This is a genomic window from Xanthomonas sp. NCPPB 1128 (genome assembly GCF_001043115.1).
GTDB lineage: Bacteria > Pseudomonadota > Gammaproteobacteria > Xanthomonadales > Xanthomonadaceae > Xanthomonas_A.
This window is the reverse complement of record NZ_LFME01000037.1, coordinates 24,420-46,101: the sequence shown is the minus strand read 5'-3', so window position 1 is coordinate 46,101 and position 21,682 is coordinate 24,420. Positions and strand designations below refer to the sequence as shown.

Annotated in this window: 16 protein-coding genes; 4 read left to right on the top strand and 12 right to left on the bottom strand. The window is 66.5% G+C overall.

The features are described 5' to 3' along the window. The first annotated feature begins 67 nt into the window (after window positions 1-67). Together ACP93_RS18255 and mntP are read left to right on the top strand one after the other, a co-directional pair. Complete coding sequence (locus tag ACP93_RS18255) at window positions 68-718, top strand: response regulator transcription factor (RefSeq protein ID WP_048492082.1); 651 nt, start codon at window positions 68-70, stop codon at window positions 716-718. Between the two features lie 610 nt (window positions 719-1,328). Continuing rightward, complete coding sequence (mntP, locus tag ACP93_RS18250; protein WP_048492081.1) at window positions 1,329-1,910, top strand: manganese efflux pump MntP; 582 nt, start codon at window positions 1,329-1,331, stop codon at window positions 1,908-1,910. Between the two features lie 107 nt (window positions 1,911-2,017). Here mntP and ACP93_RS18245 read toward each other — a convergent pair whose 3' ends face one another. The 5 genes from ACP93_RS18245 to ACP93_RS22035 form a co-directional block, all read right to left on the bottom strand. Beyond that, window positions 2,018-2,605, bottom strand: coding sequence for a 2OG-Fe(II) oxygenase family protein (locus ACP93_RS18245; protein ID WP_048492080.1), 588 nt, complete (start codon window positions 2,603-2,605; stop codon window positions 2,018-2,020). A 98-nt stretch (window positions 2,606-2,703) separates the two neighbouring features. After that, the gene (locus tag ACP93_RS18240; protein ID WP_053069798.1) at window positions 2,704-5,415 is read right to left on the bottom strand and encodes a TonB-dependent receptor; all 2,712 of its coding nucleotides are present in this window, start codon (window positions 5,413-5,415) and stop codon (window positions 2,704-2,706) included. Between the two features lie 321 nt (window positions 5,416-5,736). Further along, entirely contained in the window at window positions 5,737-7,593 is a 1,857-nt protein-coding gene (locus ACP93_RS18235; protein WP_048492078.1) for a tetratricopeptide repeat-containing sulfotransferase family protein, read from the bottom strand. A gap of 123 nt (window positions 7,594-7,716) precedes the next feature. Further along, entirely contained in the window at window positions 7,717-11,148 is a 3,432-nt protein-coding gene (locus ACP93_RS18230) for a hybrid sensor histidine kinase/response regulator (protein ID WP_048492077.1), read from the bottom strand. Between the two features lie 185 nt (window positions 11,149-11,333). Then, complete coding sequence (locus ACP93_RS22035) at window positions 11,334-11,507, bottom strand: hypothetical protein (RefSeq protein WP_157862439.1); 174 nt, start codon at window positions 11,505-11,507, stop codon at window positions 11,334-11,336. 445 nt (window positions 11,508-11,952) lie between these two features. On the opposite strand from ACP93_RS22035, the gene ACP93_RS18225 reads away from it, so the two are divergent. Together ACP93_RS18225 and ACP93_RS18220 are read left to right on the top strand one after the other, a co-directional pair. After that, entirely contained in the window at window positions 11,953-14,379 is a 2,427-nt protein-coding gene (locus tag ACP93_RS18225; protein ID WP_048492076.1) for an AAA family ATPase, read from the top strand. A 215-nt stretch (window positions 14,380-14,594) separates the two neighbouring features. Continuing rightward, window positions 14,595-15,158 carry a gluconokinase gene (locus ACP93_RS18220; RefSeq protein WP_204243718.1) on the top strand — a complete coding sequence of 188 codons (564 nt, stop codon included), beginning with the start codon at window positions 14,595-14,597 and terminating at the stop codon, window positions 15,156-15,158. Window positions 15,159-15,316: 158 nt separating this feature from the next. On the opposite strand, the gene ACP93_RS18215 is transcribed toward ACP93_RS18220, so the two are convergent. The 7 genes from ACP93_RS18215 to ACP93_RS18195 form a co-directional block, all read right to left on the bottom strand. After that, window positions 15,317-15,550, bottom strand: coding sequence for a DUF378 domain-containing protein (locus tag ACP93_RS18215; protein WP_048492074.1), 234 nt, complete (start codon window positions 15,548-15,550; stop codon window positions 15,317-15,319). A gap of 658 nt (window positions 15,551-16,208) precedes the next feature. Continuing rightward, window positions 16,209-16,823, bottom strand: coding sequence for a DNA-3-methyladenine glycosylase (locus ACP93_RS18210; RefSeq protein WP_048492073.1), 615 nt, complete (start codon window positions 16,821-16,823; stop codon window positions 16,209-16,211). 387 nt (window positions 16,824-17,210) lie between these two features. Beyond that, window positions 17,211-19,358: a S46 family peptidase gene (locus tag ACP93_RS18205; RefSeq protein WP_048492072.1), complete on the bottom strand. Its 2,148-nt coding sequence runs from the start codon at window positions 19,356-19,358 to the stop codon at window positions 17,211-17,213. A 247-nt stretch (window positions 19,359-19,605) separates the two neighbouring features. After that, on the bottom strand, window positions 19,606-19,887 hold the full coding sequence (locus tag ACP93_RS21930; RefSeq protein ID WP_131721675.1) for a hypothetical protein: 282 nt from the start codon (window positions 19,885-19,887) through the stop codon (window positions 19,606-19,608). Next, window positions 19,884-20,786 carry an RHS repeat domain-containing protein gene (locus ACP93_RS21335; protein ID WP_228136086.1) on the bottom strand — a complete coding sequence of 301 codons (903 nt, stop codon included), beginning with the start codon at window positions 20,784-20,786 and terminating at the stop codon, window positions 19,884-19,886. Before ACP93_RS21335 ends, ACP93_RS21930 begins: the two co-directional genes overlap by 4 nt. A 144-nt stretch (window positions 20,787-20,930) precedes the next feature. After that, window positions 20,931-21,170: a hypothetical protein gene (locus ACP93_RS18200; protein WP_048492071.1), complete on the bottom strand. Its 240-nt coding sequence runs from the start codon at window positions 21,168-21,170 to the stop codon at window positions 20,931-20,933. Between the two features lie 137 nt (window positions 21,171-21,307). Beyond that, on the bottom strand, window positions 21,308-21,625 hold the full coding sequence (locus ACP93_RS18195) for a hypothetical protein (RefSeq protein WP_048492070.1): 318 nt from the start codon (window positions 21,623-21,625) through the stop codon (window positions 21,308-21,310). Window positions 21,626-21,682: the final 57 nt, after the last annotated feature.

Sequence of the window (21,682 nt, the reverse complement as noted above, 5' to 3'; positions counted from 1 at the left end):
TTTTTTTTTTTTCATGTGCCGTGTCACAGCGCTACTTCCTCGTTAGGCTGTGTCGGCGGCGTCAGATGTGTCTAAGGACCAGCCCCTGTGCCGCGAGGCGGTGCGGGGGGCGGTGCAGCGGGTGATGCCGGGCGTGCAGTTGTACGAGGCCGATAGCGTCGAAGCACTGTATGCGTTGGCCGATCGCCACGCCGATGCCGATCTGCTGCTGATGGATCTCAACATGCCTGGCGCGCAGGGCTTCAGTGCGCTGGTGCACATGCGCGCGCTGCATCCGCAGTTGCCGGTGGTGGTGGTGTCCGCGCGCGAGGAGCCGACGGTGATGCGGCGTGCGCTGGACCACGGCGCGTTCGGCTTCATTCCCAAGTCGGCCGACTCGGACACCATCGGCCTGGCGCTGGGCACGGTACTGGACGGCGAGCACTGGGCGCCGCCGGAAGCGCACAATGTGCCGCCCACCGACCGCGCCGAGCGCGAGGTCGGGCAGCGCCTGCGCGAACTGACCCCGCAGCAGTTCCGGGTGCTGCAGATGCTCGGCGCCGGCAGCCTCAACAAGCAGATCGCCTACGACCTGGGCGTGTCCGAGGCCACCATCAAGGCGCACGTCACCGCCATCCTGCGCAAGCTCGGCGTCACCAACCGCACCCAGGCGGTGCTGCTGGCCGGCAAGCTGGCCATCGACAGCGACGCCATCGTGCTCCCGCCGGAAGAGGACTGATCTGAGGCGCCCTGACGCCTGACGACAGGGCGGTGGCATGGAGGGCCGCCGCGCAGGCGGGGTGTCGCTCGAAAGCCCGGACATCCGCCGCCGGAGCGACGCGAACCGCTGCGACACGCATCGGCCGACAGGCTGCCTGCAGTGTGTGGGAGGGACTTCAGTCCCGACGCGCTACGCGATCGGACGCTGAGCAGTGCCGCGCGTTGCGGCGAAGGAGCTTTCTCCCTCCCGTTCGCGGATGAGCCGCGGACGCCCTGCACGCAGTCCCGGGCAGCACGCGTTCGCCGTGATTGCCGCGCAGCCGATGCAGTCTTCTGCACACTCTCAAAGGCCCGGGACGCGCCTCCCATATAGCCCCAGCTATCAAGATAAGCTGCAGGTTCGCGTGCGTTCCAGGGATGTTCGCCGCAGTTGGCCGCTGTTAGACTGCGCGTCCCCTTGGGGAGTAGCCTGCTGTCCGCCCTGCGCGGACAGCGCCCGTATCAACAGACTCGGCCGATGCGCCGTGGTACGGGCAGCCCAGTTCGGTTGGCGAGACCAGCGGCGAGTGCGCGAGGCGAAGGCCGGGCGCGCGCGCTCGTCGTTGTCGCCTGTCCCGGTACGGTTCCCCATGTCGTTTCTTTCGATTCTGCTGCTCGGCATCGCCATGTCGACCGACGCCTTCGCCGCCGCCGTCGGCAAGGGCGCGGCGATGCAACGCCCGCGCTGGGCCGACGCGCTGCGTGCCGGCCTGATCTTCGGCTGCATCGAGGCACTGACCCCGGCGCTGGGCTGGGCGTTGGGCCAGGCCGCGTCCAAGTACGTCGTCGCCTTCGACCACTGGATCGCCTTCGGCCTGCTCGGCGCGCTGGGCGTGCACATGATCGTCGCCGGCCTCAAGCCGGAGAGCGACACGCCGGAGGATGCCGCGCCCAAACGCCACGGCTTCTGGAGCCTGGCCGCCACCGGCTTCGCCACCAGCATCGACGCGATGGCGGTCGGCGTCGGCCTGGCCTTCCTCGACGTGAACATCGTCGAGGTCGCGGCGATCATCGGCCTGTGCACGCTGACCATGGTCACCCTGGGCATCATGCTCGGCCGCGCGCTCGGCGCGCTCGCCGGCAAGCGCGCGGAGATCGTCGGCGGCGCGCTGCTGATCGCGATCGGCAGCACCATCCTGTTCGAGCATCTGCATGGTGCAGGCGCGGGTTGATCGGCGCGGCGCGTGTTTGGGCCGGGAGTGGGGATTCGGGAGTGGGGATGCGCGGTGACCATGCGCGCCCCATCCTGCCATGGCGGCGCTTTGGTTCAGGCCGCGGTTCAGGCCGGCTTGGCGGTGAATTCCAGGTAGGTCGACAGGATGTACTTGTCGCCGCTGCGCGGCGGCAGGCCTGCGTGCAGGAACATCCAGTACGGCGGGAAGACCAGCAGGCGGCCGGCGCGCGGCGCGATCTCCAGGTCCAGGTCGAGGAAGCGGGTGTGCCCGCCCTCGGCCACGTCGTTGAGATACCACAGGAACACCAGGTAGCGGCCGGTCTCGGCGTCGCAGGCGTCGAAGTGCGGCTGGAAGCGTTCGCCGGTATCGGCGCGGTAGCGCTTGATCCGCAGGTCGGCCAGGCGCGGGCGCCACGGCACCTCGGCGGTCAGGCCGAGATCGGCGTTGTAGCGGGCCAGTGCCGTACGCACTTGTTCGATGAAGAAGCCCTGGAACGCGGGATCGGCCAGACGGGTGACGTTGAGTTCGGTCCAGGCGCTGTGCTCCAGCCCCGCACGCTGCCCGGCGCCGTTGCGATTGTGCTGGGCGACACTCTGTTCGAACTGCGCGATCAGTTGCGCGCAGAAGCCGGGATCCAGCGCCGCGTCGTAGACGCGGACGTAGTGACGCAGGTCGGTGTGGTTCATGCGCATCGGTACGCTGCCCCCAACAGCAGAACGGCGCGCCCGCATGGACGCGCCGTGTCGCATGCTTCGGCGCCGCCTGCACGGGCAGGCGGCGCCGGTTCCACTCAGAAGCGGTAGGTGGCCCGCATCCAGTAGTAGCGACCGAGCGTGTCGTAGGTGCTCACGTCGGTGTTCGCGTTCAACACGTTGTTCTGGTACATCATCGGCGGCTGCTTGTTGGTCAGGTTGTCCACGCCCAGATCCAGGCGCAGGTTGGCGCCGGCCATGTCGTACCCCACCTGCAGGTTGTGGTACATGTAGCTGCCGTAGTCCAGCACCACGCCCTTGATTGCCGCATCGGCGGACATGTTCTGGCTCAGGTCGCCGCTGCCGACCTGCATCTTGCCGATCCAGCGGGTGGTCCAGCTCGCATCCCAGCTGCCCAGCTTCCAGCCGACCAGGGCATGCGCGCGCCAGTGCGCGTAGTTGCCGTAGGACGAGTTGTAGCGCCCGGCCATGTGCACCACCGTGTCCCCGGTGTCGATGTCGTAGCGGTGCAGGTAGGTGCTGTCCACGGCCAGGGTGAACTTGCCGTAGTCAGTGTCGGGCAGCGCGTAGCTCGCGCCCAGGTCGATGCCCTGGGTGTTGAGCTTGCCGATGTTGACCACCGGCGTCTGGATGTAATCGATGTTGCCGGCGCTGACGCTCCCCGCCGGATAGCGGTGGATGTAGCTGCAGTACGGGCTGTTGTTGTCGTTGTAGCAGAGGTCGGCCACGGTCTGCGCGGAGATCGGCTGGATCAGGTCGTTGAGCTTGACCTTCCACCAGTCGAGGTTGACCGACAGGCCCGGCACGTACTCGGGGCTGTAGACCAGGCCGTAGTCGAACGAGGTGCCCTTCTCCGGCTTGAGCTGGTAGCCGACGTACGTGGCGCCGGACTTGATCGCGTTGGTCTGCGACAGGCCCGAGCCGGTCCAGCCGGCCGGCACGCCGGCGCAGGCATTGGCGTTGCCGCTGCCGCTGTAGCCGATGCACGGGTCGACGAAGTTCGGCGAGTCGGCGGTCGGGCCCTGGTAGATGTCGGTGATGGTCGGCGCACGGAACACCTGCGCCGCGGTACCGCGCACCATCAGGTCGTGGATCGGCCGCCACTCCACCTGGAACGAGGCGCTGTTGTTGCCCGAGCGCACGCTGCTGTAATCGGAGTAACGGTCGCTCAGGGTCAGGTTGAGCGCGCCGATCGGCGAGGACTGCTCCAGCACCGGCATGAACAGCTGCGCGTAGGCTTCCTTGACGTTGAAGCTGCCGCTCAGCGGCGAGGCGCAGGCTTCGGAGGAGATGGCGCAGGTATTGCCGCTGTTGATCAGCGCGTTGCTGGACACGGTCGAGCCCAGGCTCTCCTTGCGGTACAGCACGCCCACCGCCAGCTGTGCGGCGCCGGCCGGCATGTCCCACAGGCTGCCGTTGGCACTGGCTTCCCACTGCCGCATGATGGTGGTGGTTTCCTGGCGCGGGATCGACTCGTTGCTCTGCAGCCAGGCGACCGTGTTGGCGTTGCCCTGGTCGAAGATGTTGACCTGCCCACTGTTGATCGCGTTCTGCAGCGCGGCGTAGTCGACGTAGCCGTGGCTCCAGTTGCGCTGGCGGTAGTGGCCGTAGTTGAAGTTGGCGTCCCACACCCAGCTGCTGTCGCCGATGCCGCCCTTCAGGCCGATCACGTCCTGATCGGTGGCGGTGTCGTAGAAGCCTTCGCGCTGGCCGAGCGAGTTGAAGCGCGTACGCAGTTCGTAGCCGTTGGGGCCGAACTCCACGCCGAACGGGTTGTACGGGTTGTTGGCGGCGATGGTGATGCCGTCGTTCTGCGCGTCGAACGGCAACGGCGCGATCGCGAAGTTGGACATGGTGTGGTTGTGGTAGGCGTTGATGTACGCCTGCATCGAGTCGGTGATGTTGAAGCTGCCGAGCACGAAGCCGCCGACGCGCTGCTGCGGGGTCAGCAGCAGGTTCTGCGCCTGGTAGTTGTAGGCGTCGGCCGAAGCGCTGTAGCACTTGTAGCCGCCGCTGCCGTTGCTGGTCAGCGCGCCGTTGGCGCTGCAGCCGTTGGCCGCCAGGGTCGCCGCCGGCAGCTTGTAGTAGCCGGTCGGCGTGCGGCTGGAACCGCCCTTGTAGACGCTGCCGCTGGACAGGTACATCGCGTACTTGGAGAACGCGCGGTTGGCGGTGGAGACGTCCTTCTGCTTGTTGTAGTCCAGGCCGACCACGACGTTGCCGCGGTCCCAGGTCTTGCCGAAGGTGAAGCTGCCGCCCTGGCGCGCGCCGTCGCCGCGGCTGGTCTGGCCGTAGTTGGCCGAGACTTCGCCGCCTTCGAAGTTCTTGCGCAGGATGAAGTTGACCACGCCGCCGATGGCGTCGGAGCCGTACATCGCCGAGGCGCCGACCTTCAGCACTTCGACGTGGTCGATCATGTTGGCCGGGATCGAGTTGACGTCGTTGTTCTGGATGCGGTGGCCGTCGATCAGGATCAACGTGCGCTCGTCGCCGAGGCCGCGCAGCGAGATGGTCGAGGCGCCATCGCCGCCGCCGTTGTTGACCTGCGGGTTGGTGGCGGCACCGGCGATGCCGGGCAGCGCCTGCAGCAGGTCGCCCAGGGTCTGCTTGCCGCTCTGCTGGATCTGCTGGCGATCGACCACGGCGACCGGGCTGGCGGTCTCCACATCCACACGGCGCACCAGCGAACCGGTGACGGTGAGCTTGTCCAGGGTCACCGGCGCGTCGCCGGACGCGGACGCCGCCGGCGTGGCGCTCTGCGCATAGAGCGTGGCGGGAAGCGTCGCCATGGCCAGGCAAACGGCGTGAGCGAGTCTGTTCTTTGCTACGGACATCGGGAAGACCTCATGTGATGTGCGACAAGCGCCGGCTGCATGCAGGCGCGAACCGTCCCGGGCGCGGAAACGCGCGGCGGGTGAAATGGATGCCTCGGGCCTGCGGTCCATTACAGGACCGTCAGGCACTTGTTAGTTTTTTATAAGAAGGGTGTTGTTTCGGTGTGCCAGCGTGCGCCAGGGGCTGACAAAAACTAGGTTGCAACGAGGTGCAACGCACGCTGCGTTTTTGCCGTTCAACCAGCAGACGGGAACGGTTCAGACAACACGCAGCGCTCAGTCGACGCGGTAGTGCCAGCGTTTTAGGAACGGCTGCAGCACCGGCAACACCGGCGCGAAGGCGTCGCGGTAGGCGTGCCAGCGGTCCAGCGCCTTGCGGTTGATGCCCTCCACCACCTGCGCGTAGCTGGGCGTGCTGATGAAGCCTTTGGCCCGCGCGTGCCGCTGGAAGTCCAGCAGCCGCTCCGGCTGCTGCAACTGCAGGAACTGCCCCAGGCGCGCCACCTGCGCCTGCGGGTCGGCCACCAGATCCTCGTAGCGCAGCTCCAGCACGCGCGGCTGCAGCAAGGCGGCGTGGTAGAGCCAGAAGTCCATCGCGTCGGCATAGCCGCGCGCCAGCCGCGGCAGACTGGAACACAGCAGGGCGAACGCCGGCGAGCGGAACGCCTGCATGTAGCAACTCAGCAGCACGTCGCAGGGGTGACGCAGCGCCAGGATCACCGGCGCCTCCGGGAACAGGCGCCGGATCAGCGGCAGGCGCAGCAGGTTCAACGGGTTCTTGTCGACCAGGCGCTGGCCCGGCTGCAGCTGCACCACCCCGCGCACCGCATGCCAGTACTCGCCGCGCAACGCGTCACAGGCGGTATCGTCTAGCTCGCCCAGGCCATCCGGCCAGGCCACGCCGCGCGCTTCCAGGCGATCGGCCAGTCCCTGCAGGAACGGCCGCTCGTCCATCGCCACCAACTGCGGGTGGGCGTCGAGCATCTGCTCCAGCAAGGTGCTGCCCGAGCGCGGAAAGCCGACCACGAAGATCGGCGAGTCCGCCATGGCCGGCGCGGACACCGGGCGTGCCGCGGCATGGCGGGCCGGATCCCAGCGGGACTGCGCGACCGGCAACGGCGGTGCGTCCGTCGCCGCCAGTTCCGATACCAGCGCGGCCAGGCCCTCGACCTGGCCGGCATGGCCTTGCGCGCAGGCGTCCAGCGCTTCGTCATGCAGGCCCAGGCGGTCGCAGACGCGTGCCAGGGCGAAGAACAGGTTGCTCTGTTTGCGCCGGTCGACCGCACTGCCGTCGGCCAGCAGCCCGCGCAGCAGCGCATGCGCCTGCTGCCAGTGGCCCTCGCGCATGGCCAGCACCGCCAGCGCATTGCTGGCGTCCTGGCGCACGTCCGGGTCGTCGATCCGTTCCGGAGGCGGCAGCTGCGCGGCGGCGGCGCGTGCCTGCGGCAGGCGATTGGCGCGTTCGAGCACCAGCACCAGCCGCGACCAGGCACGCGCCGGCTGCGCCATCGCGCCCTCGGCGCAGGCGCGCAGCAGGTCGCACGCGACGTCGGTCTCGCCACCCTGCGACACCAGCCAGGCCAGTTCCACGGTGGTGTCCGGATCCAGCGGCGGCCACTGCCGCCAGTCGGCGATCAGCGCCTGCACGCGCTGGAAATCGCCGCATTCGTGGCAGGCCATCGCCGCGTGCACGCACAGCGGCGGCGCCTGCGGCGCCAGCGCATGGGCATCGAGCAGGTGTTCGCGGGCCGTGGCGTAATCGCCGGCATCCATCGCCAGCAGGCCCAGGTTGTGGTGCGGCAGCGGATCGTCCGGTGCAAGCGCGCGGGCGCGCAGATAGGCCTCGGCGGCCGGGCCGGGCTCGCCGGCTTCGCGCAGCGCCGTGCCCAGGTTGTTCCAGTGCGCCACCTCGTGCGGCTCGCGCTCGGCCAGCGCGCGGTACACCGCGGCGGCCGGCGCCGGCTGGCCCTGCATCTGCAGGCTCATCGCCAGCAGGCTGCTGGCCAGGACATCGTCGGGGTGCTGCCGCAGGTAGGCGCGGGCGCCGTGTTCGAGGGTCTGCGCCTGGCCGGCCTCCAGCGCCGCCAGCAGGTCCGGGAGCGAGGGCATCGCGGGGGTGTCCAGGGAGGTCATGCGCAGGCGGATCGTGGGTGGTCCTCCACCTTAGCCGCCCGCCCGCCCCGTACGCCACGCCGGCCGTGCCGACGGCTGCCACATAACCCATACATTGCCGTTACGAAGAAGCGCGACCGCTCCCTAGATCGGATCGTGGTAAGCGGTGAGGAAGGCGCGCAGCGAGGCCGGCTTGACCGGCTTGGTCAGCAGCCGGTAGCCGCGCTCGCGGGCCTGCAGCTTCAGTTCGTCGCGGCCATCGGCGGTGAGCAACGCGCCGGCCACCGGCCCGGGCATCGCCGCGCGCAGCGCGTCCAGGGTCTCCAGGCCGTCGAGCCGGTCGTGCAGGTGGTAATCGACCAGCATCACGTGCGGGGCGCACGCGGCCTGGGCCAGCGCCTCGTCGACGGTACTCGCGCAGATCACCTCCACCTGCCAGCGGCCGAGCAGCGCGCGCATGCCGTCGAGGATTTCCTGATCGTTGTCCACGCACAGCACGCGCAGCCCGGCCAGCGAGTCGGCCGCGGCCGCTGCGCGTGGCGCGCGTTGCAGCGCCTGCGGCGGTGGCGCCGCCCGCGGCACGGTGATGGAGAACATGCTGCCGTGGCCGACGCGGCTGCGCGCATCCAGGTCGTGGCCGAGCAGGCGCGAGATGCGTTGGCAGATCGACAGGCCCAGGCCCAGCCCCTGCTCGCCCCAGTCGAAGGGCTGCTGGTAACGCTGGAACTCGTCGAAGATCTGCTGCATGTGGTGCGGCGGGATGCCGGGGCCGGTGTCCCAGACCTGCAGTTCCAGCGCTGCGTCGCGGCGGCGCATGCCCAGCACGATGCGGCCCTGGCGGGTATAGCGCAACGCGTTGGCGAGGAAGTTCTGCAGCACCCGGCGCAGCAGCCGGCGATCGCTGCGCACCCACAGCGGCCGCGCGTAGACGTGCAGGCGCAGGCCGCGGCCGGCGGCGATCGGGCTGTACTGCGCGGCCAGTTCGCGCAGCAGCAGACCGGCATCCACGTCCTCGATGGTCGGGCGCAGCCCGCCGGCGTCCAGCCGCGACACGTCGAGCAGGCCGTCGAGCAGTTCCTCGGCCGCGCGCAACGAGGCATCCACGCGTTCGGCCAGATGCCGCTGCTCTTCGTTCTGGTGGGCATCGCGCAAGGCCGAGGCGAACAGCCGCGCGGCGTTGAGCGGCTGCAGCACGTCGTGGCTGATCGCGGCCAGGAAGCGGGTCTTGGACTGCTGCGCCAGCTCGGCCTCGCGCGAGCGCTCGGCCACGCGCTGCTCCAGGGTCTCGTTGGCCTCGAGCAGCGCCTGCTCGGCGCGCTTGTAGTCCGTGATGTCGTTGTAGCTGGTGACATAGCCGCCGCCGGGCAGCGGCTGGCCACGCATCTCGATCACCTTGCCGTCGCTGCGGGTGCGTTCGAACACGTGCGGGGTGCCGGCGCGCATGTGCGCGATGCGGCGGGCGATCTGGTCCTCCACCTGGCCGTCGCCGAGTTCGCCGCGCTCGGCGTTGTAGCGGATCAGGTCGGCGACCGGCCGGCCGACGTAGAGCATGCCGTCGGGATAGCCGAACATCTGCTGATAGCGGCGGTTCCACGCGGTCAGGCGCATCGCCGGATCGACCACGCTGACCCCGGCGCTGATGTTCTCCAGCGTGGTGGACAGGATCTCGCGGTTGAAGCGCAGTTCCTGCCCGGCTTCGTCGAGCACCGCCACCACCTCGCCCAGGTCCATGCCCGAGCCGCGCAGCAGGCTGGTCAGCACCAGACGCGCGGAGGCCGCACCGATCGAGGCGGCGAGCAGGCGTTCGGTGAACTGCACCCAGACCCGGTCGGCCACGGCAGTGGGCTGCGGCTCGCGGCCGAGCAGTTGCGCCTGCTCGGCGAACGCGCGGCGGGCATGACGCTCGCCGACCATGCGCTCGGCCAGTGCCTGCAGGTCGACCACGCGTACCTGCCCGAGCCAGTCGCCGGCCACCGCCGGGCGCTGCGAATACGGCTCAAGGAACGGCGCCGCGCGCAGGCGCTCGTCCAGCCCCGGGCGCCAGCGCGCCGACACCAGCATCATCGTGCCGACGTTGACCAGCAGCGACCAGAACGTGCCGTGCGCCAGCGGGTCCCAGCCGCTCATGCCGAACAGTTGCTGCGGGCGCAGCCAGGAGATGCCGAACGGCCCGTCCAGCAGCCACGCCGGCGCCAGCCACCCGGCCTGGGTCAGCGCCGGCAGCAGCAGCGTGTAGATCCAGGTGGCGAAGCCGAGCACCATGCCGGTCTCCACGCCCTTGCGGCTGGCGCCGCGCCAGTACAGGCCGCCGATCACCCCCGGCGCGAACTGCGCCACCGCGGCGAAGGCCATCAGCCCGTACGACGCCAGCGTCGTGTCGTTGCTGCTGCTGCGGTAGTAGCCGTAGGCGATCAGGGCCAGCAGCAGGATCGCCAGGCGGCGGATCCACAGCACCTTCGAGGCCACGTCGGCACCGGCGGCCTGGTGCCCGCGGCGGCGCAGCAGCACCGGCATCACCAGGTCGTTGCTGATCATCGTCGCCAGCGCGATGCTGGAGACGATGACCATGCCGGTGGCGGCGGAGAACCCGCCCACGTAGGCGACCAGCGCCAGCGCGGTGCGGCTTTCGGCCAGCGGCAGCGCCAGCACGATGCTGTCGTCGGCCACGTCGCCGCCGCCGAACAGGGCGATGCCCGCCGCGGCGATCGGCACCACCATCGCCGAGATCAACACCAGGTACAGGCCGAACAGCCAGCGTGCCTTGCGGATGTCGCCGACGTCGCTGCACTCCACCACCGCCACGTGGAACTGCCGCGGCAGGCACACCAGCGCCAGGAAGCTGAGCAGGGTCTGCGAGATGAAGCCCACCGGCGGGGTGTTCTGGAACAGCGTGCGCGTGGACTGCAGCACTTGTCCGCCGTCGCGCGCGGACAGCCACACGTAGGCGAACACGCCCACCGCCACCATCGCCAGCAGCTTGACCACCGACTCCAGCGCGATCGCCAGCATCATGCCGTGGTGGTGTTCGGTGGCATCGACCTGGCGGGTGCCGAACAGGGTGGCGAACAGCGCCATCCCCAAGGCCACGTACAGCGCCGGATCGGCATAGAACGGCGCACCGGCGCTGGACTGGCCGCTGAGCACCTGCAGGCTCATCGCCACCGCCTTGTACTGCAGCGCCAGGTACGGCACCACGCCGACCAGGGCGATCACCGCCACCAGCGCGGCCAGGCGCCGCGAACGGCCGTAGCGCGAGGAGATGAAGTCGGCGATGGACACGGTGTTCTCGCTGCGCGCGATCAGCGCCAGGCGCTCGACGATGCGCCAGCCGAACAGCAGCATCAGCAGCGGGCCCAGGTAGATCGGCAGGTAGCCGGCGCCGTTGCGCACCGCGCTGCCGACCGCGCCGTAGAAGGTCCACGACGAGCAGTACACGGCCAGCGCCAGGCTGTACACCGCCGGCCGCAGCCACGGCCGCTCCGGATACAGCGGACGGCGGTCGCCCCACCACGCCACCGCGAACAGCAGCGCGGCATAGCCGACCGACACCAGCAGCAGGATCCAACTGGAAACCAAAGGCGAGCCCCCACGACGATGCGTGCAGTCTAGAGCGTGCGATGCGTTTCGGCGTAGTCGGGTGTTCGGCTCGCTGCGCCTCGCTCGGGCTGTGCGTGCACCGGGCTGGTTGCCGCGATACTGTTGCTGTTGCTTTATGGCCCCCCGGGCGCGGCAGCCACGGCGAGGTCAAAAGTAGCTCGCCGTCAGGCGAAAATTGTTGCTGTTGCTTTGAAGCTTCTAAGCGCAAAAGCCACGGCAACCACCACAGCCAGGGCAAAGGCAAAGCTTTCGCCTTGCGGCGAGTTCCTTTTCTTTGCTCGTGCAAAGAAAAGGAACCAAAAGAAGCGCTTTACCACAGCCGAAGGCTGGTCAAGCACGCCCTGCCTTCGCGCCCTCCGCGCTGCGCGCTCCGGGTCCGCGTCCATCACGGGGATCCGCGGCAGGGGCATCTGCCCCTGCCGCGGACGGCGTACATCCATGTACGCCGCCCTTCGGGTGTTTCCCCGCGATGGCCGCCGCTTCGGAAGGGAACCCGATAGGCAAAGGCAACAACCAAAGCAACGGCAACAGCCAGCATCGAACTGCAAGCCATGCGTAGGAGCGGCTTCAGCCGCGACGAACGAAGCCGCGATGGTCTAAAGATCCGCCCACTCCTCGCGCCCTAGTTCTTCTCCGAGATATCCTCCTCCCATGGCAGCAGCCGCTTCACGCGCCGAACTGCCGTGTCCGGCGTGGGCAGTATCCACCTGCAGCCAGCCACGGCAGCCCCACCGGCGCTCGGGCTAAGATGCGCGCGGTGACCACCTGCGCCCTCCCTCGCTGATGTCCGGCATCCCGGCCGCCTTGCCGGCGCCCCCGCTGTCGCTGCAACAGCAGACGCAGCGCCTGCACGCGCAGGTGCAACAGGCGCAGGCGCGCCAGGCGCAGGCCGAAGCGGAGGTGGAACGGCATCTGCCGGCGGTGGAGCAGGCGGTGGCGGCAATCCGCCACCGCTTCGGTACGCATGCCAGAGGTGCGGCGCGGGCGGCGGTGCGCCGCGAACGCCGCCGCGCCTGGGGGCCGGCATTGCTGCTGCGGCCGCTGCTGCCGGACTGGCGCTGGCGCGCGGCATTGATCGGCATGCTGGTGCTGATCCTCCCATGGACCAGCGCGCACTGGCTGGGCGAGACGCGCGGCTTCCTAGAGTGGTGGCGCCAGGTCGGCCTGCACGGCGATGGCGGTCTGCTGCTGCACAGCCTGCTGCCCTCGCTGCTGGCGTACGGGCTGCTGGTCGTCGCCGGCGCGCAGTTGCTGGCCTGGCACCACAGCCATGCCGAGCGGCGCGCGCTGCAGACGTTCGCACGCCTGCCGCTGGCGCTGGTGCAGGTGGCCGACGCTGCGCAGCGCGATGCAGGGTCGACGTATCCAGTGACCCGCGCACCGTGGCCGCAGCGCGCCCTGCACGGCCGTTGGACGGTGCCGGCCACGCATGGCGATCTGTCCGGTGCGCGACTGCTGGCCTTGCACGACGGGACCGAGGACCCGCGCCTGCAGGCGCTGATCGTGCTGCCCGACGCCCGCCATGCAACGGCCCTGATCCTCCTCGACGCCGACCTGGCCGCCAACGCTCCGCCGTCGCTGCAACCGCTGGCGCTGGCACTGGCCGAAGACGCTTCCGCCGATGCCGCCCCCATCACCGCGCTGCACGACCACGTGCAGGCCTGGGAGGCCGCGCGCAGCCAGCAACGCGCGCTGCAGCAGCGGCTGCAGAGCCTGGATGCGGTGCAGCGGCACTGGGCCGACATCGCCCTGCCCGACGCCACGCTCGACCAGATCCTGAAACTGGTGGACCTGTTCGTGTCCGGACGCCAGCCGGCGCCGAAAGGCATGCTCCTGCACGGGCCGCCGGGCACCGGCAAGACCCTGATCGCGCGCAAGCTGGCGCGCCACGCCGGCTGCCATTTCGAGGCGCTGGGCGTGGCCGATCTGAAGGCCGCGCACGTCGGCCACACCGGCCCCAAGGTACAGGCGATCTGGCAGCGCTGTCGCGAGCACGCGCCGGCGATCCTGCTCATCGACGAATGCGAAAGCGTGTTCGCACGCCGCGGCGGCGCCGACAGCGACAGCTTCGGCGCCGAACTGGTGCAGACCTTTCTCGCCGAATGGGACGGCTTCCATGCCGCGCACGGCCAGGTACTGGTGATCGGCGCGACCAACCGCCCGGCGCTGCTGGACGACGCGATCCTGTCGCGCTTCACCGCCAGCATCGCCATCGGCCTGCCCGACGCCGCGGCGCGCGCGCGCATCCTCGGCGCCGAACTGCGGCGGGCCGGTTTCGCCCTGGAACCGGACACGCAGGTGATCGCCGACAGCAGCGGCCTCTCGGGCCGCGACCTGCACACGCTGGTGGCGCGGGTGGCGGCCGAGTGCGTCGACGGCACGCTGGACAACGCCACCCTGCTGGCGCAACTGCGCGCGCTGCGCGGCAAAGGCTCCACCGCCGTCGCCACGCTCGGCTGGGACGACATCGTGCTGCCGGCCGCCACGGTCGAGGAATTCGTCGGCCTGGGCAAGGAACTGCGCAATGCCGAGACCCTGGCCACGCTCGGCGTGCCGGTGCCGCGCGGCATCCTGATGGTCGGCCCGCCGGGCACCGGCAAGACCCAGGTCGCGCGGATCCTTGCCAGCCAGTCCGGCCTGGCCTTCATCGCCCTGAGCAGCGCCGACCTCAAGGCCGGCTACCTCGGCCAGTCCGGCCAGCGCGTGCAGGCGGCGTTCGAGCGCGCGCGGGCGCAGGCACCGTGCATCGTGTTCGTCGACGAACTGGACATCGTCGCGCCGGCGCGCGGTGCCGATGGCGACGACGCCTTCACCCGCGAGATCGTCGGCCAGTTGCTGCAGGAACTGGACGGCGTCGCCAGCCACGCGGGCCAGGTGTTCCTGCTGGCCGCCAGCAACCATGCCGCCGCGATCGATCCGGCATTGCTGTCGCGGCTGGACCGGCAGATCGTCATCGCCCTGCCCGACCGCGACGCCCGTGTCGCCATCGTTGCGCGCCTGCTGCGCGGCAAGCCGCTGGATCTCGACGCGGACGCCGCGGCGGCATGGGTCGCCGATCGCAGCGAAGGCCACTCCGGTCGCGACCTGCACAACTGGATCAGCCGCGCCATGCGCCGCGCCGTCCGCCGCACCTTGCAACACAGCGACGATGCCTCCGGCACGCGGCTGCAGTGGGACGATCTGGTCGAGACGGCGAACGCGACGACGTAGACGCCGAGCCGGAAGATGCAGGCATGTGGTGCGTCACCAGGAACGCTGGCCGGAGTCCCTGTGGGAGGGGCTGCAGCCCCGACGCCGGGATCCAGACAGGCCTCAGGCGCCACGGCGCGCACACCAACAGCAGATGCCCGGATTATTAGCGCAGGACCTGGTTGGAGAAGTGCTGCACGTCCACACAACGCCCACGCTGGCATCATGTCGGGGATATCACGGGAACGCAGCACGTGACCCACGCCACTTCATCCCCGCCGCCACACGCCGAAGCCATCGTCGTGATGGGTGTGTCCGGCAGCGGCAAGACCAGCGTCGCCCAGGCGCTGGCGGCGCACTACCGACTGACCTTCCTAGACGCCGACGACTTCCACAGCGCTGCCGCCAAGGCGCAGATGGCGCATGGCATCCCGCTCAGCGACGCGCAACGCGCGCCCTGGGTGGCGACCCTGGCACAGCGCCTGCGCGCGTCGGTCGATGCCGGGCAGAGTGTCGTGCTGGCCTTCTCCGGCCTGCGCAAGGCGCATCGGCAACAATTGCGCGAGACAGGGGTGCCGATGCGTTTCGTGTTCCTGCACGCGGCCGCGCATGTGATCGCCGAACGCTTGGCTGCGCGCCATGGCCACTTCATGCCACCGGCGCTGCTGCAGAGCCAGATCGACACGCTGGAACTGCCGCTGGACGAAGCAGACGTGATTTCGGTAGACGTCGACGCGCCGTTCGCCACGGTGGTGGCCGATACCATCGCGCGCCTGGATGCTACCGTCGCGATCGCATAGCCTGCACCTCGCAGGTGCCGCTTCAGCGAATCTTCCGGGCGCTATCGCGATGGTGACGCAAGATCGGACGCACCAGACAGCGCCACCACACCACCGCGCGTGACCAGGGTGATCCCGACACCGCAGCGTCGGGATCACCCACATGGCCCGGATCCAATTCAGCGATGCGGCGCATGTTCGGCGTGTCGCACGGGTTCATGGCGATTGGTGAACAACGGCACCAGTTGCCACAGCGCCGAGAGACCGACCAGCGCATAGACCACACGCGAAAGCGGTGCGTCCTGACCGCCGAACAATGCCGCGACCAAGTCGAACTGGAACAGGCCGACCAGGCCCCAGTTGAGTCCACCGACGATCAGCAGGACAAGCGTGACGATGTTGAGCACTTTCATGGCGGCATCTCGACGTGGGGAAGAGATTGCAGCCTGCGCTGCGCGGCATTCCCGTGACGCGAGTGCAATGTATGCGGGGCATGAACGTGTGCGATGTGCAGATATTTGTGTTGTCGGGACTCTCTTGCGAAACCCGTTGTCGCCGCCGGCCACACTGCCTTGTCTCATCTTGGGCTGACGATGAGCAGAGTTGACGCTTCTAGATGCTGATCTCTTCCTCCCCCGTGAAAAATTCCGACCAAGGCAAAATCACCTCCTCCTGACGCAACCTCGCGTCGGGACTGAAGTCCCTCCCACAATGATCATGCTCGCTGCCGGTGATGCTGCGCTTCTGACGCCAAGCCGATTTACTGTGCACTTCAGTGCTGATAGGATCGGCCACCCGACAGTTTCCGCGCTTAAGGCAGTGTGGAGAGAGACTCGTTTTTTTCGTGAATGCTCCCCTCCCGCCTACGAACGCCAACTGCCTCTTTCGTAGGAGCGGCTTCAGCCGCGACGAACGAAGAGCAGGCGCCTGAAAAACGCTCCCGTGTCCGAGCCGAAGTGCCCCTGATATCGCCTTGCTCTGGCACTGCTCTGCAATGCCTCTGGTGATGACAGCGAGCAAAGCACTGATCGCTTCGCAGCTCGCGGAGCGGCGATGCATGCAATAACCTGCTTAGCCGCGCCGCCTCACCCGTCCCACCACGAAACGCGATACGTTCGGTTCCTCCGGCACATGCCAGCGCCACGGCGCATCCATCGCCTTGCTGATGCCGATTCGCGTGGTGACGACAGGCGCGACGGGCGGTGGCATCCCGTCCTGCCCCAGCCACAAGCGCGACTGTCGCGTGGTCAGATCCAGCCCATTGTCCGCGCCCGACACCCCCAGCGCCTTGGCCAGGCGCCCCGGCCCACGGGTGAGATCGGCAATGCGCACCGCGCCCCGCGCCGACTGCATCGCCTCGATCCCGGCCACCGGCGCCAGCGCGCGGATCAGCACCGCATGCCCCGGCGCACCGCCGCACACCGCATTGAGCGCCCAGTGCATGCCGTAGATGAAGTACACATACAGATGCCCAGGCGGGCCGAACATCACCCGCGTACGCGGGGTCATGCCGCGGAACGAGTGCGCCGCCGGATCCTCCGCACCGCAGTAGGCCTCCACTTCGACAATGCGCCCGCAACGACCGTCGGCGGCGATAAGCAGCTTGTTCAACAATTCCGGCGCAACCACACGGGCATCGCGCGCATAGAACGCACGCGGCAGCGGCTTGGCGGCAAGCAGATCCATCCGGTCAGTGTAAGCCCTGCAACGAGGCCGCGTAGTGAGCCGCGACAGGTGCGCTTCCGGACGCATGGATGCAATCAACTGCGTCAGCCTTCCAACGGCACAATGCATGCTGCCAGTGGTGGGAGGGACTTCAGTCCCGACGCATGGAGGTCTCCAGGATCACGGCCTTCTTCCTCGTCTCCGATGGCGCATCGCGTATCGCGACGAACGGTGGCGGCTCCCTAACCGAGGCAGCGGCCGCCGCGAAGCGGGTTCGGCCGCTGCGACGGCGACTGGGCTTTACTAGTCATGCCGCCGCCGCATCAGGGCACAAGGTACAGGGCATACCCTGCCTTGATTCTGCTTGAGGCAACGCCAAGCATCGTCCGCATCCCCAACCTGCCCCACTCACTCCTGCGGAACATTCAACTCCTTCAGCAGTTGCGGCGCCGGGTACACCTTGGCCATCAGCCAGCGCAGGTAGCGCATGTCCACATGGATCGCGCGCTTGTAGCGCGGGTCGTACCACCAGCTGGCGCTGACCGCTTCCCAGTTGCTGTCGAAGTTCAGCCCGATCAACTCGCCGCGCGCATTGAGCACCGGCGAGCCGGAATTGCCGCCGGTGGTGTCCAGGTTGGTCAGGAAGTTCACCGGCTGCGTATTCGACTGTGGATCGACCGTGCTGCCGAAGTCGCCCTTCGCGATCGCCGCCAGCAGCGGCTTGGGCGCATCGAACGGCTCCTTGCCGGTGTTCTTCTCGACGATGCCGGCGACCGTGGTCAGCGGCGCGAAGCTGACCGCATCGCGCGGCGCCAGCGGCTCGACGCGGCCATAGCTGATCCGCAGCGTGCTGTTGGCGTCCGGATACACGGCACGCCCCTGCTGCTTGCGCCAGGCGAACAGCGCACGCATGTAGGCCGGGCGCAGCCGCAACTGCTCACCTTCGCGCGCCTTGCGCTCGTCGTCCAGCCGCAGCTGCGCCGGCACCAACGTGGCGGCCAGCGCCAGCAACGGATCGGCCGCAGGCACTTTGCCCTCGCGCGCGGCGGCGAAGCGCGACAGGCGCTCGGCCTCGGTGCCCAGCGCGGTGCCGGCGTAGGCCTTGTCGAGCGCCGCCTGCAATTGCGCCGGGGTCCGCCCGAACGCCGCATCGAACTCCGGCACCCGCTGGGCATCCGGCAGTTGCTGGTAGCGGGTCAGCAGCGTCGTCAGCAGCGCCTTCTCCACGGTCGGCGAATACCGCCGCTGCACCTGCTTGAGCATGCCCTCGATCAGCGCCAGGTCGCGCTGCTGGTAGCCGCTCTCGCGCCGATCGTCCGGCTTTGCCGCCTCCAGTCGCAGCCGCTCCAGCGTGAGCGCCGACCGCAGCGCCTGAGTCTGCGTGGCGATCAACCCCAGCAGCAGATCGCGCTCGCGCAGCGCCGAGGCCTGGCCGAGCAGCTTTTGCAGCGCGGCGATGTCGCGCGCATCGCTGCCGTGGGTGGCCGCGAGCATGCCGCGCTCGTCGTCGGCGCGCAGCCGCACTGCATCGCTGCGCTGCAGCCCTTCCAGTTCGCCTGCGGCGCGCTTGCGGTTGTTCTTCAGCGACTGCAATTGCGAGGCGTAGCGCGTGCGTGCTTCCGCGTCGGCCTTGCCCGATGCTTCGATCACCTCGATCAACTGGTCCAGCACCGCCACCCGCTGCGGCAGCGTCGCCTCCACCTGCTCGGCGAACTCGGCCGCCGTGCGATGCCGATAGGTGATGCCGGGGTAACCGGCCAGCATCGCGAAGTCACCGGCCTTCGGCCCATCGGTGGCGATCTGCAGATGCGCCGGCGGCTGGTAGGGCACGTTGTCAGCGCTGTAGTCCGCCGGCTTGCCGTCCTTGCCCACGTAGGCGCGCAGCAAGGTGAAATCGCCGCTGTGCCGCGGCCACATGAAGTTGTCGATTTCGTCGCCGTAGTTGCCGATCGCCCGCGGCGGCGCATACACCAGGCGCACATCGCGCAACTCCAGCTGACGGATCCGGTAGAAGTCCGTGCCGTAATACATGTTGGCAACGCTGCAGCGCACCCCGGCCTCGCGCTCGCAGTCGGCGACGATGCGCTTGCTCGCCGCATCCACCGCATCGTAGTAGGCGCGCCCGGTCTTGCCCTTGGCCGACCCCAGCACCTGATCGGTGACCTTGTCGAAGCCCACCGTCACCAGCACCCGGAAGTCTGGATTGGCCGCGCGCTCGTCGCCGCGGTCCCGCGCGATGAACCCGTTCTCGATCGGGTTCTCCTTCGCCGAGGTGTTGTACTGGATCACCCCATAGGCGACATGGTGATTGGTCAACAACAACCCATCCCCGGACACGAACGCCCCGGTCCCGCCTCCGACCTTCACCACCGCACTCAACGGCGGCTGGGTTACATCGGCCAGCGTTTGTGGATCGCCCTGGAAGCCTGCCTCATGCAGCGGCTTGGCCAGCTCCGGCATCTGCGATGGCATCCACATGCCTTCGTCGGCTTGGGCATTGGCGGTGAGGGCGAGACTTAGTGTCAGTGAGGCGGCAAGGGAGTTGGGCAAGTGCATGCGGAAATCGAGGCAAAGAACGTAACCACGACCTTAGCCGGCCGATGCGGTGGCAGCAACCAAGACACCGATCCATTCATCGATGGATGTGGTCTTTACCTAGAAAAATCGAGAATTCTCCTAGGGAAAAAGAACGCAATTCAAGTCACTTCCCACAATCCGAGAGACAGATGTCTGCTAATGAGTAAGTGACCTGACTCGTTACCCACCAAAAATGTATATGGAATTTAATTGAGACCCAATGCACTCATATATTAGCTTTTCTTTGGACGGCCCGAATAGCGGCTATTTGCAACTTTTCGACATAATTCTCCATTTCAAAACGCCGCGCCCTATTCATCAGTTCGGCCAGACAAGCATCATATTCTTCCGCAGTTGAATATTTAGACAGTGCAAACGGCAAATTATGGAAAATATCGGCCATCTTTTTTATAAACCCCATTGAGTTTGAAGCTCTAATTTCGATAAGTGCCGCGCCAAGCATAAAATGCAAAACCGCATTAATATCAACGTCGATATTCTCTTTCACCACATGTCTCCATAGGGCCCCAGGGGGTCATCATCTACATTATCCGGCCTCTCTGGAAGCTCATCTACTGGAATTAGAGTGTTATCAGGCCAGCCGCGAGACTTTGCCTCATTTATGCGGGTATTTCCATCAAGAACTGTATTTCCACGTACAGTTACCGCATCTCCATTTTTAGGGTTATTTATAGCATTACGAAGCTCTTCATCGGAAAGCCCAGGGATAGCAGGGTCATTTTGCGGATGGTCAGGCGCGTGTGTTGGTTCCAAATCCCCTAGCTCTCTTACTCCTTGCTGACCCTCATTTCCAGACGAATCCCCTTCACTATTCTGTATAAGATCATGCGCCCTCTGAATTGTATTTGTGAAATTAGCGACGCTACCTATTAAGTCCATCGCCATGTTCATTAGAACATATTCAGGCAAATCCTTAAACACAACTTCGCCTACCGTCCCATGGAAATGGCATATCTTGCCGTCACATTCCCATTGACGCCCATCCGGATCTTTGAGTAGATACGGATTATTTGCTACGTAAACGTATCTATTAAAATTTCTGACATTTGATTCATAGGGCGTGACTTGGTCTACGGAGAGAAATCGCCCGAGCCCCTGATCGTAATATCTTTGCTGCATATACGTCAGCCCAGTCGCAACATCCATGACGTGCCCTGTGTAACCCGGAGAGTCTGTCGCCGGATGGTTCAGCAAGCTTCCATATGGTTCATACTCATTTCTGCCAACAACATTTCGATCCTTATCCGTAATGAGCACAACGGATCCCAATCTATCCGTATGGATGTACCGGACCGTTTGCGCCGAGGCACCGAATGCAATGAGCAATGAAAGAACAGCTAGAGCCATAAGGCGTATTGCTGCACAAGTCCTGTGGAAATTTGACATCACTCGTCCTTGCGAGTTGGAACCATAGATGCGCGATGTAGAGTCGACTTTTATCATGGAAGTCGGATCGACAGCGCTTCCCCTAGCAACATTACGGTGCAACGCACCCAACGAAATCTGCATGCAGACTCCGCCATAGCAGGCTTACTTCAAGTAAACCTCGACGATGTCGCAGCCATTGGTCTGAACATCGATCTTGCGCTTGTTCACCAATGCCGTCATCAAAACGGCCAGCAGCGCCTTACCGCCGGGTTGTTCTTCTTGAAAATGCAGGACGTGGTTTCCGGATGTGGCCTTGCATTCTGCTGGTGTATCTGACAGCCAGACAAAATGGTCGGCATGGGCCTGATAGGTACCCACCTGCACGACGTCGACGTTTTGCATCGATTCGTTTGCTGATGCTGATCCGCTCAGACTGGCAAACAGTAACAGCGCTGCCCATGTAGTTCTCATGGCTCTTTCTTCTCTTTCGTTAATGGTCGTGTTTTCCGGATGGCTGGCTCGTTTGCACCTTGACCAGTTCAATCAACCATATAGATGAATTTTCCGGTACACGACGTATCGTTGTCGTCCATGATCAAGGTCACACGCTTCCCACTGACGAATGCCGACATCAACATTGCGTAGATCGCCTTGTTGTTCTCCTGGTCCTTTGCCCAATAAACCGGCTTTCCGGCGGGGCATGTGGTGTTTCCTTCGCTCAAGAGAAAAGGGATTTGGGTAGGCATGTAGGTTGCCTCGATCTGCGTTACCTTGCCCGTGATGAATTGCAAGGCACTCGCCGAATCGCTGTAAGACATCCAGAACAGCGCACATGCCAACATCAATATCCAACGCATAAAAATTCCATCCCGGAAAATTAAAGATTATTTTGCGGATGCTGTTCTTTCGGCACC